A 21,294-nucleotide genomic window follows, 5' to 3' on the forward strand; every position below is an offset into this window, starting at 1 on the left:
CAATTTATTGGATCGTCTCATGCTGGTCGCCTCCCTAAGAAATACAATAATATATTGTAGGGTAGGACTCCAGTTTCATTAGGGGGCCGTGGAGAAAATACAGCTAGTTTGTGTAAAAAAGGCGTTATCACCGAAAATCCTCAATTTAAATGTAGTTTTTCCCTTTACTTTTTCCTTAAATCTACCTACATATTTTCCATTTACTTTAATCGTTTCCACCATTCGCTTGAATTTACCTATATAAAATACAGTTAAATCCTCGTTACTGCGAGTAGACCAGTCAAATCAAACCTTTTCGCTCTGCGAAAGTTAAGTCTTAAGTTCCAGGCTCCCCGCAAAGTACCTGGAATACACTCCGAAGGTTATGCTTCACTTCGCGGGATTTTAATTTGTACGTCCACGTACGGCACGTGTGAAGCGCTCCAGCCCCTCCAGCAGCAGAGAGCGGGGGCAGGCGATATTGACGCGCAGATAGCCCTCGCCTTCCGCACCGAATCCGGAGCCTTCGCTGAAGGCTACCCGGGCTTGCCGGAACATAAGATCCTTCAATACAGAGGCTTGCGGCGAGATGTTCCGGCAGTCCAGCCAGACGAGGTAGGTTCCTTCGGGACGATAGGCTTTAATTTCGGGGAGCTCCTTCTCTACATACCTGAGAACCGTCTCCACGTTTTCTGCCAAATACTCCAGAAGCTGATCGAGCCAGGCTTCGCCGTAGTTGTAGCAGCATTCGACGGCCGCAACGGCGAAATAATTTTCCGATTGGAGCGCCAGCGATCTTTGCTTGCGCTTAAATAGTCTGCGCCATTCCGGATTCGGAATAATCGCGCTGGAGGATTGTAACCCGGCAATGTTGAAGGTCTTGCTGGGGGCGATACAGGTCACGGATTGCTGCGCAAACGCCTCGGAAAGCGAGGCAAAAGGAGTATGTCGGTGTCCGCGATAAATAATGTCGCCATGGACTTCATCAGACAATACGATAACATTGTATTTCAAACATAGCTGCCCTAAAGTATGAAGCTCCTCCTTGGTCCAGACGCGGCCGACCGGATTGTGCGGGTTGCACAGAAGCAGCATTTTGACCTGTTCCTCCGCCATCTGACGCTCCATAAGCTCGAAATCCATCTTGTAGCTTCCGTCTTCTATCTTCAGCGGATTGCGGACGATGACGCGGTCATTCAGCGTAATAATATCGTAGAACGGGGGATAGATCGGCACCTGAAGCATAATGCGGTCCCCGGGCCGGGTCAGGACTTCAATCAGCATGCCAAGCGATGTCACTACTCCCGGGCTGCTGCAGATCCAGTCCTGCTTCAGGCTCCAGCCGTGGCGCCGCTGCTGCCAGCCGATAATTGCATCGTAGTAAGATTGAGGACGGATGGTATAGCCATAGACGCCGTGCTCCGCCCTGCGGATCAGAGCCTCTTTAACCTCCGGCGGGGATTCGAAATCCATGTCGGCCACCCACATCGGAAGGATGTCCGGATATCCGAACAGCTTCTCCGCCTCGTCCCATTTGCTGCAAGCCGTACCGATCCGGTTAATCACTTGATCGAAATTGTATTTCACCATGCTCGTCCTCCTTGTTTTTCAGTGGGTCAATTATATTTGATATAAATATTCCAAATAAACGATTGAAATATCGATTTTTCCAGAAAACACTCGATGGTGATTCATTGAATATTATAAAGGAACGAATCCTTTATTCAAAGGGATTGTTCCAAAGCTATCAGAGGATGGAAATATATGTTTGGTAATCATGTACAAATATAGATATGATGGAAAATTGGAGTTATATATATTGTACATATGGAGAGAGACAATGCATGAGAAAATGGATCTTGTTTTGCATGATCATGTGGGGCAGTCTGGCCATTCTGACCGGCTGTGCGAAAGGGCCGTCCCTTCAAGGAACACAGGCATCGACAGGTGTTGAGAGCCAAACCGGATCGGGCTCCCTTGCCCAAGAAGGGGATGAGGACCAAGCCCGCCGGATTCCTGCGCAAATTGTTCGGGTAGTGGACGGGGATACCGTAGAAGTCAGTATTGACGGCAAGCAGGAGAAGGTTCGTCTCTTGCTGGTCGATACGCCGGAAACCGTTCATCCGAACAAACCGGTCGAGCCTTTCGGTCCCGAAGCGTCCCAGTTTGCCAAAGATACGCTGACGGATAAGGAAGTTCAGTTGGAAATGGACGTATCGGAAAGGGATAAATACGGCAGGCTGCTTGCTTATCTGTGGGTGGACGATCAAATGTTTAATGAAATGCTGCTTGAGAAAGGGCTGGCCCGTGTCGCTTACGTCTATCCGCCTAATGTGAAGCATGTCGACCGGTTCAGAGAAATTCAAAAGCAGGCTCAGGAGAAGGGCATCGGCATCTGGTCTATTGAAAATTATGCCCTGGAAGACGGGTTTAATCAGAAGGCTGCTGCCAAGGCGGAGCAGGGCGAGGCCGACGGTCAGGGCACAGCCGGGAAATCCCCCGAGCCATCCCCATCCGCTAAACCGCCTAAATCCTCAGATCAGACCAAAGCTGAGGAGCCAGTCAAGGAAGAAGAGTCTTCTTCCGCTGTCGCCGCCGGGGAGCCGGCTGCGGCCTGTGAAGAGCCGACCATTAAAGGTAACCATAGCTCCTCAGGAGATTGGATCTATCATGTTCCGGGCGGCCAATTTTACGAAAAGACCAAGGCGGAGGAAATGTTTTGTACGGAAGAAGAGGCTGTCGCCGCCGGATATCGAAAATCAAAAAGATGACGAGCAAGCACATTCGCTTGCTCGTTAATTCTTGTCGGCCCCGGCGGCAAGCTCGGTAAGCTTATCCCTCAGCTTGCTCTCAAATTGTTCATCGATGTCTAATTGATCGGTGGCCACGCCGGCAAGCAGGGGATGATTGCCTACCAGCACCGAGCGGGCCGCCTGACGGAACAACGGAAGATCGTTCGTATCGTTGCCGAAGCAAACGGTGCTGCCGGACGACAGGCCGAAAGCTGCGACGGCATTCCACTTGTCTACGCCGCAATTGGTAATATCGAGCACTTCTTCTAACGAATGATTGTGAAGGTTAATGTCCAGAGCCTTCACTTCTTCTTTCAGCCGCTGCGGATCGGCGCTTTCCGTAACCAATATTTTGACCGGCTGCCGGACCTCATCCAGGCGAATGCGGTTTGCTTGCTTCAGAGGATCGACCCTGGACAAGAAGGAATGATCCTCCGCTCCTTTATAAGCATAATCCCATTCGGTGTCGATCAAGTAGGAGGCCTGGAAGCGATCCAGCAATTGAGTGATGCGCTGAAAGAGCGGACCGGGAATAGGACAAGCCCGGATCAGCTTGCCTTCGTAATAAGTGACGGCCCCGTTTCCTCCGATCAGCAGGTGATGATGAAACCTTTCGTCGAGAACCGGAAGAATATCGCGGCTGTGCCGGGCAGAGGCAAAGGCAATGAAGTGACCTTGTCGTTCCAGCTCGCAGAGGGCATCCAGAATACCGCGTGACACAGGCTTTCCATGGAAGCAGATGGTACCATCTATATCGAATACAAAATTCATGGCAGTTTAGTCTCCCTTTCAATAATATCCTCACGAATGACGGCAATGGCTCTTTAAGGGAGGCTTCCGCTTGCAATTCGCAAGACTTGGTTTGTAACGACCTCCCTAGGCGCAGGTATAAAATTTAGTAATCAACTACGTATAAGCAGTGTGCCGTCATGTGAAGAGCGGCTAAGGAAATCATAGCCTGTCATGCGAGAAGTTGAAAAGGGACAGTTTCATCCGGGCTCACCGGGACAAGGCTTTTAAGAAAACCAAGCTTTTGCCAGCCTTTGGATCCCGTCTTTAATCTGTTTTTCCTCCATGGCCCCATATCCAAGGAGTACGGTGGGGTACGAGGCAGGATCCCGGAACCAGTACCGGGAGGTTTCGTAAACTCTGATCCCGGCCCGCAATGCCGCGTCGATCAGCTCTTCTTCCGAACGTTCCGTCCTGACGGTCAGAAAAAGATGCAGCCCGGAATCCTTTCCTCTCATGACGACATGATGGCCCATATATTCGGTGACGGCCTGGAAGAACAGTTCTCTCTTGCGGGCATAGTTCTTCCTCATTCTCTGCACGTGCCGGAACCAATATCCGGTTTGCAGAAATTGGCCGAAGGTTAACTGATCGATAACCGAAACCGGCTGATCATATTCCGGCATCCGTTCTTTAAAAACGGGTACCAGGGAAGGCGGAAGCACCATGTAACCGAGATTAAAGACGGGAAGCAGCGCTTTGGGAATCGAGCCGAGATAAAGAACTTTGCCCGTAGAATCCAAGCTGTGGATGGAAGGGATAGGGTGTTCGTCATATTTGAATTCCCACTCGTAATCATCCTCGATCAGATAGCTCGCTTTCTGCAGCCACTGGACGAGCTCCCTTCTCTTGGACAGAGGCATAACCATCTTATGGATAAACTGTTGGGAAGGGCTGACATAGGCAATATTGGCCGAGCTGCTGCGGAGGTCCTCCATCTCCATCCCATTGTCCGTGAGAGGGATCCCTTTGACGGTAAATCCATAGTTGATAAAAGTATTGCGGGAGCCGTCATATCCCGGATTTTCTACCGCTATTATCGAAGTGTCCCGGTTCAGAATTTGGCAGATCAGCGTCACCAGCTGCTGCGGTGTCGCACCGATAACGATTTGCTCCGGCGTGGCGGCGATTCCTCTGGAGGAATGCAGAAGATGGAGGATTTCCTGCCTTAACACAGCTTCACCCTGGGAGTCGCCCACTACGCTGTATTCGTCCATGCAGCCGTGGATAAGCTCATTGCGGAGCCTGTTCCAGTTGGCGAAAGGGAAGTCGCTCAGCTTGCAGTTCCCGTATCGGAAGTCGTAGACGATCGGATGCGCAGAATCCCACTGAGCAATCTCCGGAAGAGCAGAGGGAGCGGCCGTCAAGCTTCTTTCCAACACCTTATAACCTTTGCGGGGAATGTTGTCCACGTAACCTTCGGACTGGAGAAGCTGGTAGGCGACCTCTACCGTATTTTTGCTAACCCCCAGCGATTTCGCGCATTTTCTGATGGAAGGTAGCAGAACCCCCGGAGCGAGATGGCCCTCGTCTATCTCCGTCTTAAAATAGTCGTAGATTTGGTAAAATAGTGGTCCGTTCTCTGACTGCAAGTGGATAGCATGATCGGTCACCGCTCTCACCTCGATAAACTTTTAAATAGATTCAGTGTATTGTATTATATTATCAAATATAATAATATTACTATATACGATAATAAAATTGGATGTCTGGAAATTCACGCCACTTGCCTTGAATTAGAGCGATATCAATTTTGATAATAGTCGTGGAGCCAATTCATTTCCCGTACAAGCACCGCGCGCGATGGGAGATGATATGGTATGCTCCATTATATATTATATAATAACAGGTTGCCGGTCGGACTGACGGATGCTATCCTCAGTATGACCGTTTGATGAGAGAGAGGGAACAGGAATTATGGCGGAAAACAAAGCGGAGGTCGTTCTCCATCCGATCCGTATGAGAATTATTCAGTGCCTGGCCGATGGAGAGCAGTTAACCGCCCAACAATTAAACGAGAGAATGCCGGACGTGCCTCCGGCTACCCTATACCGGCATCTCAAGAAGCTGCAGGAGGCGGAATTGCTGGTCATTGCGGAAGAACGCCCCAATCGCGGCACATTGGAGAGAGTCTACATGCTTCCGGAGCATGCGGAAGGCATGTCGGTGGAAGAACTGAAGCAAGCCGGTCCGGAGGATCATTTGTCCTATTTTATTAATTTTATGGCCCAAATTATCGGGGATTACGCACGCTATGTACGCCATCCGTCCTTCGATCTGTTTCAAGATGGCGTCATTTACAGACAGATGCCGCTCTATTTATCCGACCAGGAGAATCTGGAATTGCTTCACAGAATTCGGGAGCTGATGCTTCAGGCGGCAGAGAATGAGCCGACGCCGGAGCGGCGTCAACGGTTGGTGACAACGATCGTCTTTCCGGAGCCGGGTCCGGACGCGGAAGGCAGTGAATAGCTGGTCCGGACATTTATCGTTTTGGAAAATCTATAATTTTTACACGAAATTTATAAATTTTCCCAGTAGAATGCGCAAGCCTCACTCCAATATAATTGGAATAAGCAAGTTCCCGTATATTGGATGAGGATGTTGTTTAGTTTGGAATGGAAGCGTTACCAATATCCTTTATCGAGGAACGAGGCTGAGGATATGTTTACTAGAAGACGCCTTTTTACAAGCATCGGCAACAAGATGTTTCTGATCGCTTTCCTGTCGGTGCTGTCCGGTTTAATCATGATCGGGGTGTTTGCCTACTCTACGGTTTATGTATTGATAAAGGAAAATCAGGAGAAATCGCTGCAGTCTTCAGTCGTGCATGTAGAAGACTATTTGAAATGGTACATGTTGAATATCCAGTCCCAACTGCTTTACTTTTCCAATGTCGATATTTTTGAGTCACTGAGCCGTGAAAATTACATGCTATTGATGAATAATTTCATCACCTTGTATTCCAACGATATTAATGCGGCTTATGTTATTGAGCAGGGGGAGCTGCTGGCGATATCGCCGGAGCTGTATAAACATTCCATTCCACGTCAATGGCTGGAGGAGGTTGACAAGCAGGCGTCGCAGTGGGGCTTCTGGTGGAGTGATCCTTTCGACTCCGGATTCGGGCGGGCGGTGACGGTAGCCAAATCTTTCCGCTCCTCCGACAAAACGAGAACGATAACGGTTGCCCTGGAACTGAATGTGGAATCGTTCGCCAGCTTGGGGGAATCCCGGCCTACGGACAAAACGATTTATATTTTCTCCAGAAGCGGGAAGTTTGTCGCCTCCAACACTCCTATAGACCATTACTCGCAAAAACTGCAGCGGGACGAGATGGTGCGGATTCTGGGGGAAACACTGATTGAAAAAGGGAAGGACTTTAATACGATCCATACACCGCAGGGCGATTTCAAAATTTTAAGAAGCGACAACAACCGATGGGATTGGATCGTGTTCTCGGTCGTTAACGAAGCCAAGGCCTATCCGCTGTTAACTTCATTGCAAAAACAGTTTTTGCTCATTTTGCTTATTTGGATCACCATCTCGCTTATCATATCTTATCGCTTGGCCGCCTATATCAAGAAGCCGATCCGAACGATCATCCGCCAGATGAATGCCGGTTCACTGGGCCGATTGGATACGCGCATCGAAATCAAGCGCAATGACGAATTTGGCTTGATTGCCACGCATTTTAACAAAATGATGCTGAACCTGAACGACCTGTTCAACAATTTGAAAGAGGCCGAAGAAAGAAAACGGGTGCAGGAAATGAAAGTACTGCAGTCGCAAATCCAGCCTCATTTTTTGTACAACACCTTAAACGCGTTCTACTGGCTGAGCGAAACCGAGCGTTCCCGCGAGATCGGACCTTTGATTCAGGCATTAATGGGCTTGTTGAAATATTCCATCGATAAGGTAGGGGATGTCGTCCCTCTGGAGGAGGAGGTCAGGCAGCTGCATAATTATGCGGAGCTGATGAAGCTTCGGTACGGTCCTGTATTTGATCTGGACATCGTCATTCCGGATTCCATTGCGGCTCAAGCGACGATCCCGAAGCTAACCTTGATCACTCTGGTAGAGAACAGCATTTTCTATGGGCTGAGCAAGCCGAATCACCGCAACCATATCATTATTTCTTCGGCGGAATCGGATGCGGGCCAATTGCTTCTGGAAGTGAGCGATACCGGCCCGGGAATGAAAGAGGATGCCATTAGGGATTTGTTCAAGAAGCAGGAGACCCGCTCGACCTTCAAAGGGCTGAACAATCTGGGCATTCGCAATATCCAGGAGAGAATTCAGCTGTATTACGGGTACGAATACGGGTTGAGCATTGAAAATGATGAGGAGGAAGGGCTGCTGGTCAAAATTCGGCTGCCGTTTCCGAGCATAAGCTGATCTTGCGACAGAACATCAGCCAAGTCGAAAAGATGTGGACATCGCATTCAGGGGGGCCTTCTATGGAAAAGCTGAAAACGATGGTCGTGGACGACGAGCATTTTGTCAGAGAGCATTTTGAACGGAGAATTCCTTGGGAGGATGCCGGCTTTATCTGGTTGGGAGCGGCCCAGAACGGGCGGGAAGCCATCGAGATGATGGAGCGGGAGCTTCCTCACATCGTATTGACAGATATAACGATGCCGGTCATGGACGGACTGGAATTTGCGAAGTATGTCCGGGACCGATGGCCGAAGGTGAAGGTCATATTCTTAACCGCGCACGATGAATTTGCCTATGCTCAGAAGGCATTGGTGCTCGGAGCCAAAAATTATTTGCTCAAGATGGGACTGTCTAAAGAAGAGATTCTTCAAGCCTGTACCCAAGTCGCGGAAGAAATCAAGCAGGAACGGGACCAGGAGGAGCATATTCACTTCCTTAAAGCAGAGTATAGCGAAAAGGAGTGGTCCGCCAGACGGCAACTGGTTCAACGTCTGCTGGAGGGAAGTGCGGCCGGCAGCGAGCTCCTGCGTCATCTTAACGGGGCCATCGCTTTAAACGGCCGATACTATGCCGTTCTGTCCTTCGGCTGGGACGGCTATTCCGTAAGTGCGGAACAGGCCTGCGAGGCACATACGCTTGAAGAAACGCTGGATCAAAGGCAAAAGCAGACCGGCCAGGCGATCGAGCAATGGGAAGGGATGTCCGGGGAACCGGATATTCAGGCCGCCGTCTTTCCGTATAAACGCTGCCAATTGTTTATCATGCTTACTTGTCCCGTTCACCGGGGCTATGCCTTTTTCCAATGCAAGCTTAATGAGTTCGTTCATAACCGGCTGTCCCTGTTCAAGCAAAGATTAGGCACAGACTGCTTTGTATACGTCGGCCCGATAACAACCGAACCGGAGCAGTTTTCGAAGTTGGTCAGAGAGGCACTGGCCCGGATTCAGGAACATTTCTATACCGGTCTGAGCGTCATGTCGGGTCCGGACACAGGTTCCTTCTATGAACCGGGGAAGGTGGGGCGGCTTGAAATCATTGCCGAACTGACCCGCTCCCTGCATGCCCGCAACTGGCAGACATTCGCCGAGCATGTGCAGCAGTTAACACAACTGCGCAATCCGCCCTATTCGCCGAATTTTCTGTTAGGTGTAGCGGAAGCGGTTCTCGATACCGTCATGGAAGGCAGCGAAGCGGACATGCATGATTTGAAGCTGCAGTTGGAATTGATTGTTTCCTGGGAGCAGTACGGCTGGTGGTGGCAGCAAGTTAAGGAGCGGCTGGCGGTCATCTACGGGCTGCAGGGGGAGAACCGGAAGGTGCGCAGGGAAATCCAGGCCATCTGCCAGATGGTATCGGAACAATATGGCAAGAACTGGAGTATGGCTGATTTGGCCAAGGCCGTCAATCTCAACCCGGCTTATGTCGGACAGCTTTTTAAACAGGAGACGGGCGAATATTTGACCGACTACATCAGCCGGGTGCGGCTGCATAAGGCTAAGGAACTGCTGGAGCGGACCGACATGAAAATTTACGAGGTGGCCCAGACGGTAGGCATAACGGATTACCGGTATTTTTGTAAAATGTTCAAAAACATGGTCGGAGTGACGCCAACCGAATATAAGAAGTCCATTTAGCTTCGTGGCTGAATGACGCTTGAGGGGAGAATCCTAAGATTGCTTGGGGTTCTCCCATTTTTTCTGCCTCCATTGTCCGCTGCATGGCTGTCCCTGTTTACTTAGCTTCCAAGCGGTATCCTGATCGTTTCTTTGAGCATTCTCAGAGTAGACAAAGCGGCGACAGATTGCTCAGTCATATATATATAATTTTTACACAGGTTATAAAATTTTTCCCGTAGAGGAGGGTGGAGTCACGAAGCTATAATTAAGTCAGACCAAAATTGTAAGCGCTTTACAAAGAGAAAGTGGGAGTGAGAGAATGGCGGATATTACTTTGAAAAAAGACCTGGCGCCAGCTTCGAACAAGAAAAAGACGTGGCGGACGAGATTCGTCCGAACCATCAAAGAATACAAGTGGATGTATTTGATGCTGATTCCCGGCATGCTTTACTACCTATGCTTTAAATATTTGCCCATGTTCGGCCTGATCATAGCATTCAAGGATTACAACATCATGAAGGGTGTGTTTGACAGTCCATGGGTGGGCTTCAAGCATTTCGAGGAGATTTTCCAAAGCGCAGATTTCTATCTTCTGCTTCGCAACACGTTGGTGATCAGCGTATTCAAAATTATATTGGGCATGGTCCCCGACATAATGCTTGCTCTTATTTTAAATGAAATCGGTTCCAGGTGGTTCAAGCGGACCATTCAGACCATCTCATATATGCCTCACTTTTTATCCTGGGTTATCATTTATGGGCTTGCGTTAGCGTTTCTGGCTCCGGCGGATGGCTTGATTAACGAGTTTTTGAAATTTCTAGGCAAAGAACCGGTCGATTTCCTCACCTCCAAGAGCTGGTTCCGGCCCATTCTGTATATTACCGAGATATGGAAAGAAGTCGGCTTCGGGGCGATTATTTACCTGGCGTCGCTATCCTCCATCGATCCGAGTCTGTATGAAGCGGCGGTAGTTGATGGAGCGGGCCGCTGGCGCAAGATATGGCACGTCACCCTGCCGGGAATCCGAAGCGTCATCGTACTCCTTCTGATTATTCGACTGGGAGGCATTCTGGACGCCGGCTTCGGCCAGATCTACATCTTCCTGAACGCGAGAGTTTACGAGGTAGGGGATATTATCGACACCTGGGTTTTCCGGCGGGGGCTGGAGGAGATGCAGTTCAGCTTCGCGGCTGCGGTCGGGTTCTTCAAATCATTCGTAGGCCTTATACTGGTGCTCAGCGCCAATAAAATTGCCAAGAAGTTCGGCGATTCCGGCATTTGGTAGGAGGGAAGCTTCATGAACACACAGATCAAAACAACGGGAGACCGGCTAATCGACGCTTTGTTCTACACCATCCTGACCTTGATCGGCTTGGCGACTCTGTTTCCGATGTATTATGTCGTCATCATGTCCATTACACCGCTTAAGGAGACGATTCGCAACGGAGGCTTCGTTCTCTTCCCGTCGGAAGTGACGTTCAGCGCCTATCGTGCCATATTCGAGAGTCCGAGATTGCCGCAATCGCTGAAAATAACGACTTTGATTACGGTCCTCGGGACCTTCCTTAACCTGGTTTTTACCTTGCTTCTGGCCTATCCGCTGTCACGCAAGCAGATGCCCGGGCGCAAGCTGTGCCTGTTCCTGATCGTATTTACGATGGTTTTTAACGGAGGGCTGATCCCGAATTATCTGGTGGTTAAGGAATTCGGTTTGCTAGACTCTATCTGGGCGCTCATCATTCCCAGCCTGATAGCGACCTTCAACCTGCTGATTGCCAAGACATTCTTCGAGAATATGTCGATTGAAATTCAGGAGGCGGCCAAGATCGATGGCTGCAACGATTTGCAGACGCTGTTCTGGGTCGTACTGCCGCTGTCCAAGGCCATCATTGCGACGATTGGATTGTTCTATGCGGTAGCCCACTGGAACGAATTTTTCGCAGGGATCATGTTCATTACGAACGATAAGCTGTATCCTCTTCAGGTCATCTTGCGGGATATGCTGCAGCAGCCCAATATGAGCGTGGAAATGATGAGCCAGGTTCAGGGCTTGGAGGCCGAGCTTCCTCCATTCTCCATTCGGATGGCTATGGTCGTAGCTACGACGTTGCCTATATTATTTGTTTATCCGTTTGTCCAGAAGTATTTCACGAAGGGGGTTATGCTGGGAGCGATCAAAGGTTGATGAAGGCTACTACGATATGCAATAGCTAAAAAGCCATTTTAAAAAAACATGGAAAGGGGAAGTCCAATGCGCATTAAACCAATAGCAGGAGGATCTTTATCCATTATTATGGGGGCTATGCTTGTGCTTACCGGGTGCGGCAAGTCGGAACCGGCACCGGCGGCCAACCCGTCACCGGATGCCTCTGCATCCACACAGCCTTCGGAGGCACCCAAGACGGATGATATGGGGAAAAAGTATGATATTGAGTTTTTTGTCCCAACCGGTACGGGAGGGTCGCTTCCAAGTGAAGATAAAGATTTCGTCAAGAAAACGATCGATGAGAAATTTAATGTCAATCTGAAAATCACCCATATGGCGGCCGGACCGGACTCGACCAATAAAGTCAATGTAAGGTTCGCCTCCAATACTCCGCCGGATTTGGCAGTCGTCGGCGGGAGGGATTCCCAAACCTACGCCAAAGACGGTCTGGTGGCCGATCTGCGCCCATTCATGACTAAAGAGGCGATGCCCAATTACTATAAATGGATTAGCGATAACGAATTCAAAGGCTATTATACGATTGAAGGGGTAGACGACGGCCTGCGGGCGCCGACTCCATTTGATCTTACAGCGTACAGCGCTTGGTATATTCGTAAGGATTGGCTGGATAAATTAGGCCTTCCGGTGCCGACCAATTATGAGGAAATGCTGGAAGCGATGCGGCAATTTACTTTTAACGATCCCGACGGGAACGGCAAAAATGACACCTACGGCTTCACCACTTCCGGCAATGGGGCCAATGTCGGATTCGATTGGCCTCATTGGGTCAAGAACGGCTTCTACGCCTCCATGTATATTGACGAAGGAAAGCTGGTGGACGCCGGTTCCCACCCGGATACGGTCAAGGTACTGCAGGAAATCAAAGATACTATTGCGGAAGGTATTGTCGATCCCAACTGGTTCTTGAATAAGGGGTCGGAGCATCTCAATAAGATCATCGAAGGCAAGGCGGGAATCGTTAAAGCCGGTGGCCGCGATTTTGCGCTGGAGAGTGTGGAGACGAGCGCGGTGAGCCGGGCAAGACAAATCAATCCGGAAGCGGATATCGTTCCGTTCAATCCTTTCCCTGATGCCAAAGGGATCAAGACGGATCCGCAAGGCTCCTTCGGCTTTGTTGTTCCCAAGCAGCTGGCCGAGCAAGAACCGGATAAGGTGAAAAGAATGATGGCCATCCTCGATTATCTGGCCAGTCCGGAAGGTTTCCTGCTGACGCATTACGGCCTGGAGAACGAGTCCTATACGAGAGAAGGCAACAAGGTCACGTTAAAACCGGACGTCATCCAAAAGATCAACGAAGAGAACGGTAAATTCCTGCAGATTTACGATTTCTTCACCCGGGTTTCCGATACTAGTCCAATCGGACTGGAAATCATCAATCCGAAAGAAACGGAACGGGACCGCGCTATCGTGGAAGAATTGCTCAGCTATAAATCGGTTCCTTACACTGGAGGACCTTATGTGACACCGCCGGCCGGCATCAATATTGCCGATTACCGGAAGGAAATGAACTCGACTCATGCGAAAATCGTCTTCGGCGATCTGCCGGCCGACAAGTGGCCCGAGTATTTGGAGGAGCTGATGACCAAGCATAAGGGAAGAGAAATTTTCGAAAACTACACGAAACAAATTCGCGAAGGCGGCGGGTTTGACGCTGTGAAATAACCCCAATAACGTAAGTATGAGCTCTCAGCATCGGGCTAAATGAGCATTCCCCTGCAATAGCGGGGGAATGCTGCGTTTCACCGAAATAGGCCCGATGGGCCAATTGACAAACCGGAAGCACTCCACTACGATAAGACTCAAGCAATGAAAAAACTGCATATTCATTCAAATGCACTAGGGGTGCCGTAATCGGCTGAGACGGACGCTGTCCGATCCCTTTGGACCCGATCTAGGTAATGCTAGCGTGGGGAAGTGTAGCTGCACAACGTTATTTTAGCCTTGTGTTTAAACTGCATCTTGCCCGGGTGCAGTTTTTTTATTTGCTCAAAACCATTTACATGGAGGGTGTTCGCAAATGGAACAGACAGGTTGTGGAGCCAGTCGGATCGTCGGCTGCCGGTTCTCTCTTTATCCCATGTCGGACCGGTTCGTAGAAATCATTATGGGCGTGTTGGAGAAGGTGGATCGATCTAAAGTATGGATGAGCACGGATGATATCAGCACCTGCATTCGGGGGAAGGCCGAGCATGTCTTCGATGTGGCCAAGGCGGTTTACATTCAGACTGCTGTCTCCGAGTTGCATGTCGTATGGAACGGGACCTTCTCTATAGGCTGTCCGGGCGATAGTGAAGGAGACGTCTATTTGTCTGAGGATGAGGAGAGGATGAATGAGGCCGGTTTGCGGCAGCATTCGGTCGAGACGGCTTGCCAGTTCGCCCTGTATCCTCTCGGGAACCCCGACTATATGAAAATCATTTATGACCAAATCGAACGGGCCAAAGCGCGAGGAACCTTCAGCGGCGGTGTTCACTATGCGAGCCGATTGGACGGGGATGCCCATGAAGTGTTTGCCTCTTTGGAAGAATCGTTCGTGAATGCGAGCAAGCTCGCTTCCCATGTGACCATGACGGCCGTGCTTTCTGCGAACAGCCCTTCCAGGAAGCCGGACAGAGTGTAGAGGGGGCTGCCGTAATGAAGCGCTGGAAGCTTCGCGAGGTGGTAGTGCTTGCCGCGTTATCGGTCGTTTTTGCCGTAGTCTATCTGGCTTTCCTACAATTCGGCAATGTCTTGGTCGGCCTGATGGGCCCGATTGGCTACGAGTTTATCTTCGGCATCTGGTTCATTGTATCCATCATCGCCGCTTACATTATCCGCAAACCGGGGGCGGCTTTCGTGTCCGAGACGATTACCGCAGCCATCGAGCTGCTGATGGGCAATGTGGCCGGCCCCAGACTGCTGCTGTCGGGGATGATTCAGGGGCTCGGGGCGGAGGCTGTATTTGCCGCTACCGGCTGGCAGCGCTATTCGACCTGGGTGCTGGTCTGCGCGGGAATGGGCTCGGCGGTGTTCAGCTTCGTGTGGGGCTTCTTCGTCTCGGGCTATGCGGCTCTTCACCCGGGATACGTCACGGCCATGTTCATTCTTCGCCTCATCAGCGGGGCTGTTCTGGCCGGCCTGTTGGGCAAAGGGGTGGCGGACGGCCTGGCCAAGACCGGGGTGCTGAGAGGCTTTGCCATTGCCAAATCCGCAAGAAAGAGAGAGCATCATGACATTGCAGGCTAACTCCCGTCTGCTGGAGGTGCGCCGGTGGACGTTTGCTTACGATGAAGAGTCGGCTCCGGTCATCGATAACGTCAGCTTCGAAGTAGCGGAGAACGATGCGGTTCTTCTGCTGGGGCCGAGCGGCTCGGGCAAGAGCACGCTCGCTTACTGTATGAACGGCCTGTATCCGGAGGCGGTGGATGGTCATTCTGACGGAACAATTCTGCTGCAGGGCCGGGAAATAAGCTCTTACAGCCGTTCGGAAATTAGCCGCTGCATCGGAATGGTCTTCCAGGATCCGGAGAGTCAGTTCTGTATGGTGACTGTCGAGGATGAGGTGGCCTTCGGCCTGGAAAACCTGGCGGTCCCTCCGGAGGAGATGGACGCGCGAATCGACCGGGCACTGAATTGGACAGGGCTTGCGGAATACAGAAGGTCCAAGCTCCATCAGCTCTCCGGCGGAATGAAGCAGAAGCTGGCCCTGGCATGCGTTCTGGCTATGGAGCCCGGCGTCCTCATTCTGGATGAGCCGACGGCCAATCTGGATCCGCTGTCGACCCGGGAATTCGTCTGCATGATAGACCGTTTGCGGAAGAGAAGCTCATTGACGCTCGTAATTATCGAGCATAAGCTGGATGACTGGATGACGGTCGCCAATCGGGCTGTGGCGATGGATCGCCGGGGGAAGCTGGTGTACCAGGGAGGATTGAGGGATTTCTTCCACAGGCATGAAGAATGGAGCCGGGAGGAAGGGATATGGTGGCCGACGGCCTACAGGATGGGGAAGGATTGGCGGGCTCAAGGCATCTATGCCGGCAGTCATGATCCGCTGACGGAGCGGGAGCTGCTGGCGGGAATTCAGGAGCCCTACCGGGGATGGGCGGAATTGGCGGCTGCGCTTCGCTGTCCGGATGCCGGGGTGGAGGGGGACCCGGCAGCCAGCGGGGCCGTACCGCCCCGATGTGGGCAGGAGCAAGCTCTTGCTGCGAAGTCCCCTCTTATGACGCTAAATCAATTTTCCTATTCCCGCAAAGACAAGCCTGTTCTGCAGGAACTGAGCCTGGAGCTTTATCCGGGCGAACTGCTCGCCATTGTAGGACCTAACGGTGCTGGGAAAACGACCCTATCTCATGCATTGGCAGGGATTTTATCCGGTCCTTCTCAAGGGGAGATTGCGCTCTATGGTCGTCCCTTATCTTCTTGGAACGAGAGAGAACTGCGCCGGCAAGTCGGGCTTGTATTCCAGAATCCCGAGCACCAGTTCGTCACCTCATCGGTATTTGAAGAGGTGGCCTTAAGCCTGCGGATTCAAGGAATGCCGGAGCGGGAAATTAGCGAGCGGGTACAAGAGTCGCTGCGTATGTTTCGTTTGGCGGAGTTGGCCGAAGAGAACCCGTTTGCCCTCAGCCAGGGGCAGAAGAGAAGGCTCAGCGTGGCCTCCATGCTCGCCGACGAGCAGAGGATACTGGTGCTGGACGAGCCGACCTTCGGTCAGGACGCATACACGGCAGGGCAGCTTATGAATCTGTTGGTTCAGTTGAAGGAACAGGGCAAATCGGTTGTCATGATTACTCATGACATGGAGCTGGTGCGGCAGTATGCGGACCGGGTTGCCGTGTTGATAGCCGGCCGTCTTCGTTTTGCGGGCACGCCGTTTGAGCTGTGGGACTATTCCTCCGATCTGCTGGAGGAGGCCCGGCTCTTGCTGCCGATACCGGTTTCCGTATGGAAGGTGCTCGGTGAGCAAGTTCATCTTACCGATCAGGAGAGGCTGCCTTATGGTATTACAGAGCATTAATCCGGGGATCAAGGTGGCTGCCGTTCTGCTTTGCGTCTGTTTGCTTGCTCTCGTGTTCGATCCCCTTACTCCTCTCCTCTTTTTGTCCTGGACGATCGGGATCACTTTTATATTCGGCCGGGTCCCGGCCAAGAAGTGGCTGCTGTTCTTCTCTCCCTTCCTGATCGTTGCTTTGGGCTATATTTGGACGGCGATACTATTTGCCAAGGTGCCGGAGGGAGGAACTGAGACGATACTTCTGCGGTTGGGATGGCTGGAGGTTACCCAAGAGGCCTTGATTCGCGGAGCTTCGTTGGCCGCACGGATGCTAAGCTTCGCAGCCCTGTCTCTGATGTTCGTCTTCACGACCGATTCCACCCGCTTGATGCTTAGTCTGATGCAGCAGTTCAAGCTGTCCCCCAAGCTGGCCTACAGCATTATGGCGGGCTATCGCTTCCTTCCTCTGTTCAGGGAGGAGCTGCAAATATTGCAAAATGCCCATCGAGTAAGGGGGATCAACCGAAGCGGAGGGTTTCGTGGGAAGCTGAAGCAAATCCGCCGTTACGTCATCCCTCTGTTGGCCAGCGCCATACGCAAGGCGGAGAGAACAGCCGTAGCGATGGAATCCAAAGGGTTTACCGGTTCACGCGACCGGACCTTCTATCAGAAGGTTAAGGTGCAGCCCCGGGATTGGATGTTCCTGGGGAGTATGCTTGCCGTCCTGCTGCTTTCCTTCTATATTTCCTGGAGGCTCGGTTTGCTGCAGTGGTACGCCGGGCAATTGTAAACGACCGGTGTCATGGGTGATGCTATGGCGATATAATGGCCGAAGTGCGTTGATCGATGCAATGATTGATGCAATGACCGATGCGTGGATTCCCCGCGGCCGCTTTCATCCTCTCTGGATGGGGGCGGCTTTTTTTGCATAGTTTGTAACTCAACTTTCGGTGCGGCCAAGCGAAAATGCGCGAAGATTATTGCGATCGAGCGCATTTTGTACGATAAAGCATACAGTAAATGCCGCAAAGGCGTAGTTTATGTATGAATAATCTATAATCATATAAATCGACGCACAAGTTAAAATTGCCATCTCTATCCAATTTCCTTTATTTTCAGTATACTGATGATTATAGACATGAAAATGGGGGATAGACTTGTGAAGAAATTAACCTGCTTCCTGCTCTTATTATGTTTACTATTGAGCCCGGTCATGGTCTGGGCGGCAAATACTCCTGTGAAGAATGGAACGGTGCAGGACCAGGCGGGCATGTTTCGTGAGGAAGCGCTGGCCTCGTTGGAGCAGGCGGCTCAAGGCCCCCTCTATACTTTCTATATTTTAACGATCGACAGCTTGCAGGGTGAAGATCCGTTCGATTATACGACACGCGTATTTAATGAATGGGGTTTGCAAAATAATGAAATATTGCTGCTGATATCCAGTCAGGACCGGCGGATTGAAATGAATTTGGTCAGCGAGGAGCTCCAGCGGAGCATCCGATCCTTCTATGGCGGCGGCGATGTCGGTGAACTGATTGGAAGGCTGACGGAGGAGTATTTCATTCCCGCGGCTAAAGAAGGGGATTTCGCTCAGGCCAGCTTGAACCTGATGAATGCGGTTCATGAACTGGCGGCAGAAGACGCCGAGGCGGTCCAGCCTGCCCCTGTCCCTGATCCGGAGCCGGAGGCTCCCGCTGCCGATCCTGAACCGCAGGCGGGGGACATGAGCCCGGCCGAAACCTCTGCCGATGTTGACAAGAAACCTTTAATACCTCCTCTGAGCCAGTGGAACTGGACTCTGATCGCTATCGTTCTCACCTCGGTTGTTCTGGCATGGATATTACTATATGGAATGATTCTCAAAATCCAGTGGTCCAAGCTGCGGTCCCGAGCGAATCAACTGCTGATTGAGGTCAGTCATGCCAACGAAGAACTGAAGCCTTATGTCGGGCTGGTTCAAGGACAGACCGAGAAGCTGGTCAACCAGCTTAACGAACTTGTCACACTGCTGTTGATTGATCTAGGCAAGCTGCAGCAGGACATGGAGGCGAAGATCCTTTTTATCAGGCTGCTCGCTCTTCGCCAGGGAATTCGTAAAGGCAGATTAACAGTAGCGAATTGTCAGGCTGTCTTCGAGAAGATTTATCCGGAAATTGTCCGGGTGGGGGAAACCGAACGTCAAGTGACTAGAAAGGTCGAGGACCTATCCGGGAAGCTGGAAGCCGCTCAATCGACGGTTCAACGGCTTGCGGAGAAGCACTCCTTTCCGTTAACCTGCATGACGGAGGAATTGACCGAGTTGGAAGCGGAACTTAGTCGGGTGCGCGATCTGAAGGTGTTCGATCCTTTAAGAGCGAGCGAAGCGGCCGCCGGGTTAACGCAGCCCATGGAGAAAGCGTTCAAGGAGGCAGAAGAACTGCCCCAATGGTTGAATAAGTATAACGCCTTTCCTCAAACGTTGTCGGAATGCAGACAAGAGCTGGAGCGTTGGATAAACGAGCATTGCCTGAAATTGGTCGGAATCGATCCGTACTCCAAGCTGGATGAGGCGCAGAGGAATATGGAGCCCTTATCGGCAGAGCTGCGGGTCGGAAATATGCCTAATATTCGCCAGATATCCGGAAGAATGGACGAACTGCTGGCGGAAGCACTGGAGATGACGAAGAGGCATGCTTATTTGCGGGGCAAGAACCAGGAGGATATTCGATTCATCAAGCAGAAAATAGCGGAGTTCGCGAAGGTCGAGGCCGATCTGGAGCAGATATTGAGTGATCTGAGGGAGGCTTTCGTTAAGGAGCATTGGGTGGACCTGGCCGTTTCCCTGGAGGCTGCCAAACGGATGATGCAGGATACGGCCGTTCAGCTTCCCAATGTAATCAAGCTGACGGATGATGATCACCAACACTTTGAGGAGGCTCGTCTAAAGCTGGATGAGATGCTTCAGTGGCTTGACGGGGTGGATCAAATTTCAAGCCATTGCCAGTCGATTTCCATGCAATTGAACGAAGCTATGGATGATCTGCGAACGGTCGTGAATGAGAGCTGGAAGCAATTCATGGAATCTGCGCAGTTGGCCAGAAATGAAAAGCTAATCTTCTTGGAGGGGGCAGGGCCGGACGAAACCTACCCCATTATCTATCCCATGTTTCAAAAGTTGAAATCGATGCTCCATACTACCCCATACTCTTTACAGGAACTTGAGCGGCATGTCCGCGAATTTTCCGGCAGGATCGACGATTTCGTGATCCATGTCGAATTCGTATTAGGGGAAAAGAACTATGCTCTGGAAGCGATCAGCTTTATGGAATCAAGCTTCCAATCTGCAGTGGCCAGGACCCGGAGGAAGATCCGGGTGAGAAAATATGAGAAGAACTACCGCAATATTCTTTATGAAGTGAACAACCTGATGGCCTCCGGCTTCTATATGGATGCAGCCGAGAAGGTTAACGAGGTTCAATATCTTATTGACGAAATGGATAACGAATATCAGCGTAAGCTATATTCAGAGCGGACAGCGGCCTCCTCTTCAAGCTGGGGGTCCAGTTCCTCGGAAACCTCTATATGGGGTTCCAGCTAGTTCAACCTCTTCGCGGAATACGTCCGGAGGCTCTACATGGGGTTCGAGCTCCTCAGCGAACAAATCCGGCGGTTCCTCCTGGGGTTCCGGCTCAAACAACAATAATAAATCCGGGGGCTCCAATTGGTAGTTCACCCGGACATGCGAACAGCACGATCCTAAGCGGATCGTGCTTTTATTGTGCTCAATAGCTGCACATGGATTATGAACCATGGGCACCAAATAGGCGGTAGTTCCATAGAGTATAAGCAGAATCTCATGGAAAGGAGGAACTAAGGATGAAAGGGAATCGTTACGGGAGCTCTCCAATTCTATGGGGAGGAAGCTGGGTATATCCGCCATATAGCGCAGGTCCTTCGTACAATACCCGGCTGCAAGCCGGACCCGCAGCCGATACGGATACTGCCTCGTTGATCCGGGAGCTGGCCAAAGCGATCAATGGAGAATACAACGCTATCCGGACATATGAATGGCTGGCCAGAGAAGCTCCTGACGAAGAATTTCGTAAAATAATTTCAGACATAAAGCAGGATGAGGAACACCACTTCCGGCTATTTTCCAGCTATTATTCCCAGCTGACAGGCGGTCGCAAGCCGGAAATTAAGGCGGGTCCACTCCCGGAATCTTTCGTTAAGGGTGTAGAGGAATCCATTAAGGACGAGCTGGAGGATTCGAAGAGCTATCAGCGATTGTCGGAGATTGTGCCTTTGCCTCTGCGCAGAGGGCTGATCAACGCCTCGCATGACGAGCAGCGGCATGCCACCTGGTTCTCTTACATTTGGAACAGGACCAGATAATCCGACCCCATAGGCCGACGTCAACATGCGGCTGGGCGATTGGGCAGCCGCATGGCAGGACGCAGGCGAAGCCTCATCATTCGTGATGAGGCTTGGGCG

At 51.2% G+C, this 21,294-nt stretch carries 16 protein-coding genes and 1 riboswitch; of the genes, 13 read left to right on the forward strand and 3 right to left on the reverse strand.

Annotation, left to right across the window (positions count from 1 at the left end; translation table 11 throughout):
• Positions 1-384: 384 nt before the first annotated feature.
• The gene (locus ACTHRH_RS24100; RefSeq protein ID WP_313960585.1) at positions 385-1,569 is read right to left on the reverse strand and encodes a MalY/PatB family protein; all 1,185 of its coding nucleotides are present in this window, start codon (positions 1,567-1,569) and stop codon (positions 385-387) included.
• A gap of 254 nt (positions 1,570-1,823) precedes the next feature.
• Here ACTHRH_RS24100 and ACTHRH_RS24105 point away from each other — a divergent pair, with 254 nt between their 5' ends.
• Complete coding sequence (locus ACTHRH_RS24105; RefSeq protein WP_379291750.1) at positions 1,824-2,750, forward strand: thermonuclease family protein; 927 nt, start codon at positions 1,824-1,826, stop codon at positions 2,748-2,750.
• Positions 2,751-2,774: 24 nt separating this feature from the next.
• On the opposite strand, the gene ACTHRH_RS24110 is transcribed toward ACTHRH_RS24105, so the two are convergent.
• Both ACTHRH_RS24110 and pdxR read right to left on the reverse strand, forming a co-directional pair.
• Positions 2,775-3,542, reverse strand: coding sequence for an HAD-IIB family hydrolase (locus tag ACTHRH_RS24110; protein ID WP_379291752.1), 768 nt, complete (start codon positions 3,540-3,542; stop codon positions 2,775-2,777).
• A gap of 245 nt (positions 3,543-3,787) precedes the next feature.
• A complete protein-coding gene (pdxR, locus tag ACTHRH_RS24115; protein WP_440417982.1) occupies positions 3,788-5,173 on the reverse strand; it encodes a MocR-like pyridoxine biosynthesis transcription factor PdxR in 1,386 nt (461 codons plus the stop codon).
• Between the two features lie 304 nt (positions 5,174-5,477).
• Here pdxR and ACTHRH_RS24120 point away from each other — a divergent pair, with 304 nt between their 5' ends.
• From ACTHRH_RS24120 to ACTHRH_RS24175, 12 genes are all read left to right on the forward strand, one after another.
• Positions 5,478-6,032: a helix-turn-helix domain-containing protein gene (locus ACTHRH_RS24120; protein ID WP_144937433.1), complete on the forward strand. Its 555-nt coding sequence runs from the start codon at positions 5,478-5,480 to the stop codon at positions 6,030-6,032.
• A 192-nt stretch (positions 6,033-6,224) separates the two neighbouring features.
• Positions 6,225-7,958: a histidine kinase gene (locus ACTHRH_RS24125; RefSeq protein WP_440417984.1), complete on the forward strand. Its 1,734-nt coding sequence runs from the start codon at positions 6,225-6,227 to the stop codon at positions 7,956-7,958.
• A 62-nt stretch (positions 7,959-8,020) separates the two neighbouring features.
• Complete coding sequence (locus ACTHRH_RS24130) at positions 8,021-9,634, forward strand: response regulator transcription factor (RefSeq protein ID WP_186328354.1); 1,614 nt, start codon at positions 8,021-8,023, stop codon at positions 9,632-9,634.
• Between the two features lie 301 nt (positions 9,635-9,935).
• Entirely contained in the window at positions 9,936-10,901 is a 966-nt protein-coding gene (locus ACTHRH_RS24135; RefSeq protein WP_144937378.1) for an ABC transporter permease, read from the forward strand.
• A gap of 12 nt (positions 10,902-10,913) precedes the next feature.
• On the forward strand, positions 10,914-11,801 hold the full coding sequence (locus tag ACTHRH_RS24140) for a carbohydrate ABC transporter permease (protein WP_144937375.1): 888 nt from the start codon (positions 10,914-10,916) through the stop codon (positions 11,799-11,801).
• 66 nt (positions 11,802-11,867) lie between these two features.
• Entirely contained in the window at positions 11,868-13,505 is a 1,638-nt protein-coding gene (locus ACTHRH_RS24145) for an extracellular solute-binding protein (RefSeq protein ID WP_186328352.1), read from the forward strand.
• 166 nt (positions 13,506-13,671) lie between these two features.
• A riboswitch (TPP riboswitch) is annotated at positions 13,672-13,773 on the forward strand.
• A gap of 87 nt (positions 13,774-13,860) precedes the next feature.
• Positions 13,861-14,463 (forward strand): YkoF family thiamine/hydroxymethylpyrimidine-binding protein, encoded by a 603-nt coding sequence (locus tag ACTHRH_RS24150; protein WP_144937369.1) that lies wholly within the window; start codon positions 13,861-13,863, stop codon positions 14,461-14,463.
• A gap of 14 nt (positions 14,464-14,477) precedes the next feature.
• Entirely contained in the window at positions 14,478-15,068 is a 591-nt protein-coding gene (locus ACTHRH_RS24155; RefSeq protein ID WP_144937366.1) for an ECF transporter S component, read from the forward strand.
• Positions 15,052-16,845, forward strand: a complete 1,794-nt coding sequence (locus tag ACTHRH_RS24160; RefSeq protein WP_440417988.1) for an ABC transporter ATP-binding protein — start codon at positions 15,052-15,054, stop codon at positions 16,843-16,845. Before ACTHRH_RS24155 ends, ACTHRH_RS24160 begins: the two co-directional genes overlap by 17 nt.
• On the forward strand, positions 16,826-17,611 hold the full coding sequence (locus ACTHRH_RS24165; RefSeq protein WP_379291765.1) for an energy-coupling factor transporter transmembrane component T family protein: 786 nt from the start codon (positions 16,826-16,828) through the stop codon (positions 17,609-17,611). Before ACTHRH_RS24160 ends, ACTHRH_RS24165 begins: the two co-directional genes overlap by 20 nt.
• Before the next feature lie 369 nt (positions 17,612-17,980).
• On the forward strand, positions 17,981-20,398 hold the full coding sequence (locus ACTHRH_RS24170) for a TPM domain-containing protein (RefSeq protein ID WP_440417990.1): 2,418 nt from the start codon (positions 17,981-17,983) through the stop codon (positions 20,396-20,398).
• A gap of 278 nt (positions 20,399-20,676) precedes the next feature.
• The gene (locus ACTHRH_RS24175) at positions 20,677-21,195 is read left to right on the forward strand and encodes a ferritin family protein (RefSeq protein ID WP_144937354.1); all 519 of its coding nucleotides are present in this window, start codon (positions 20,677-20,679) and stop codon (positions 21,193-21,195) included.
• The last annotated feature ends 99 nt before the right edge of the window (positions 21,196-21,294 follow it).

It is taken from the genome of Paenibacillus sp. SAFN-117 (genome assembly GCF_051966115.1).
In the GTDB taxonomy this organism is placed as follows: Bacteria; Bacillota; Bacilli; order Paenibacillales; family NBRC-103111; genus Paenibacillus_L; species Paenibacillus_L residui.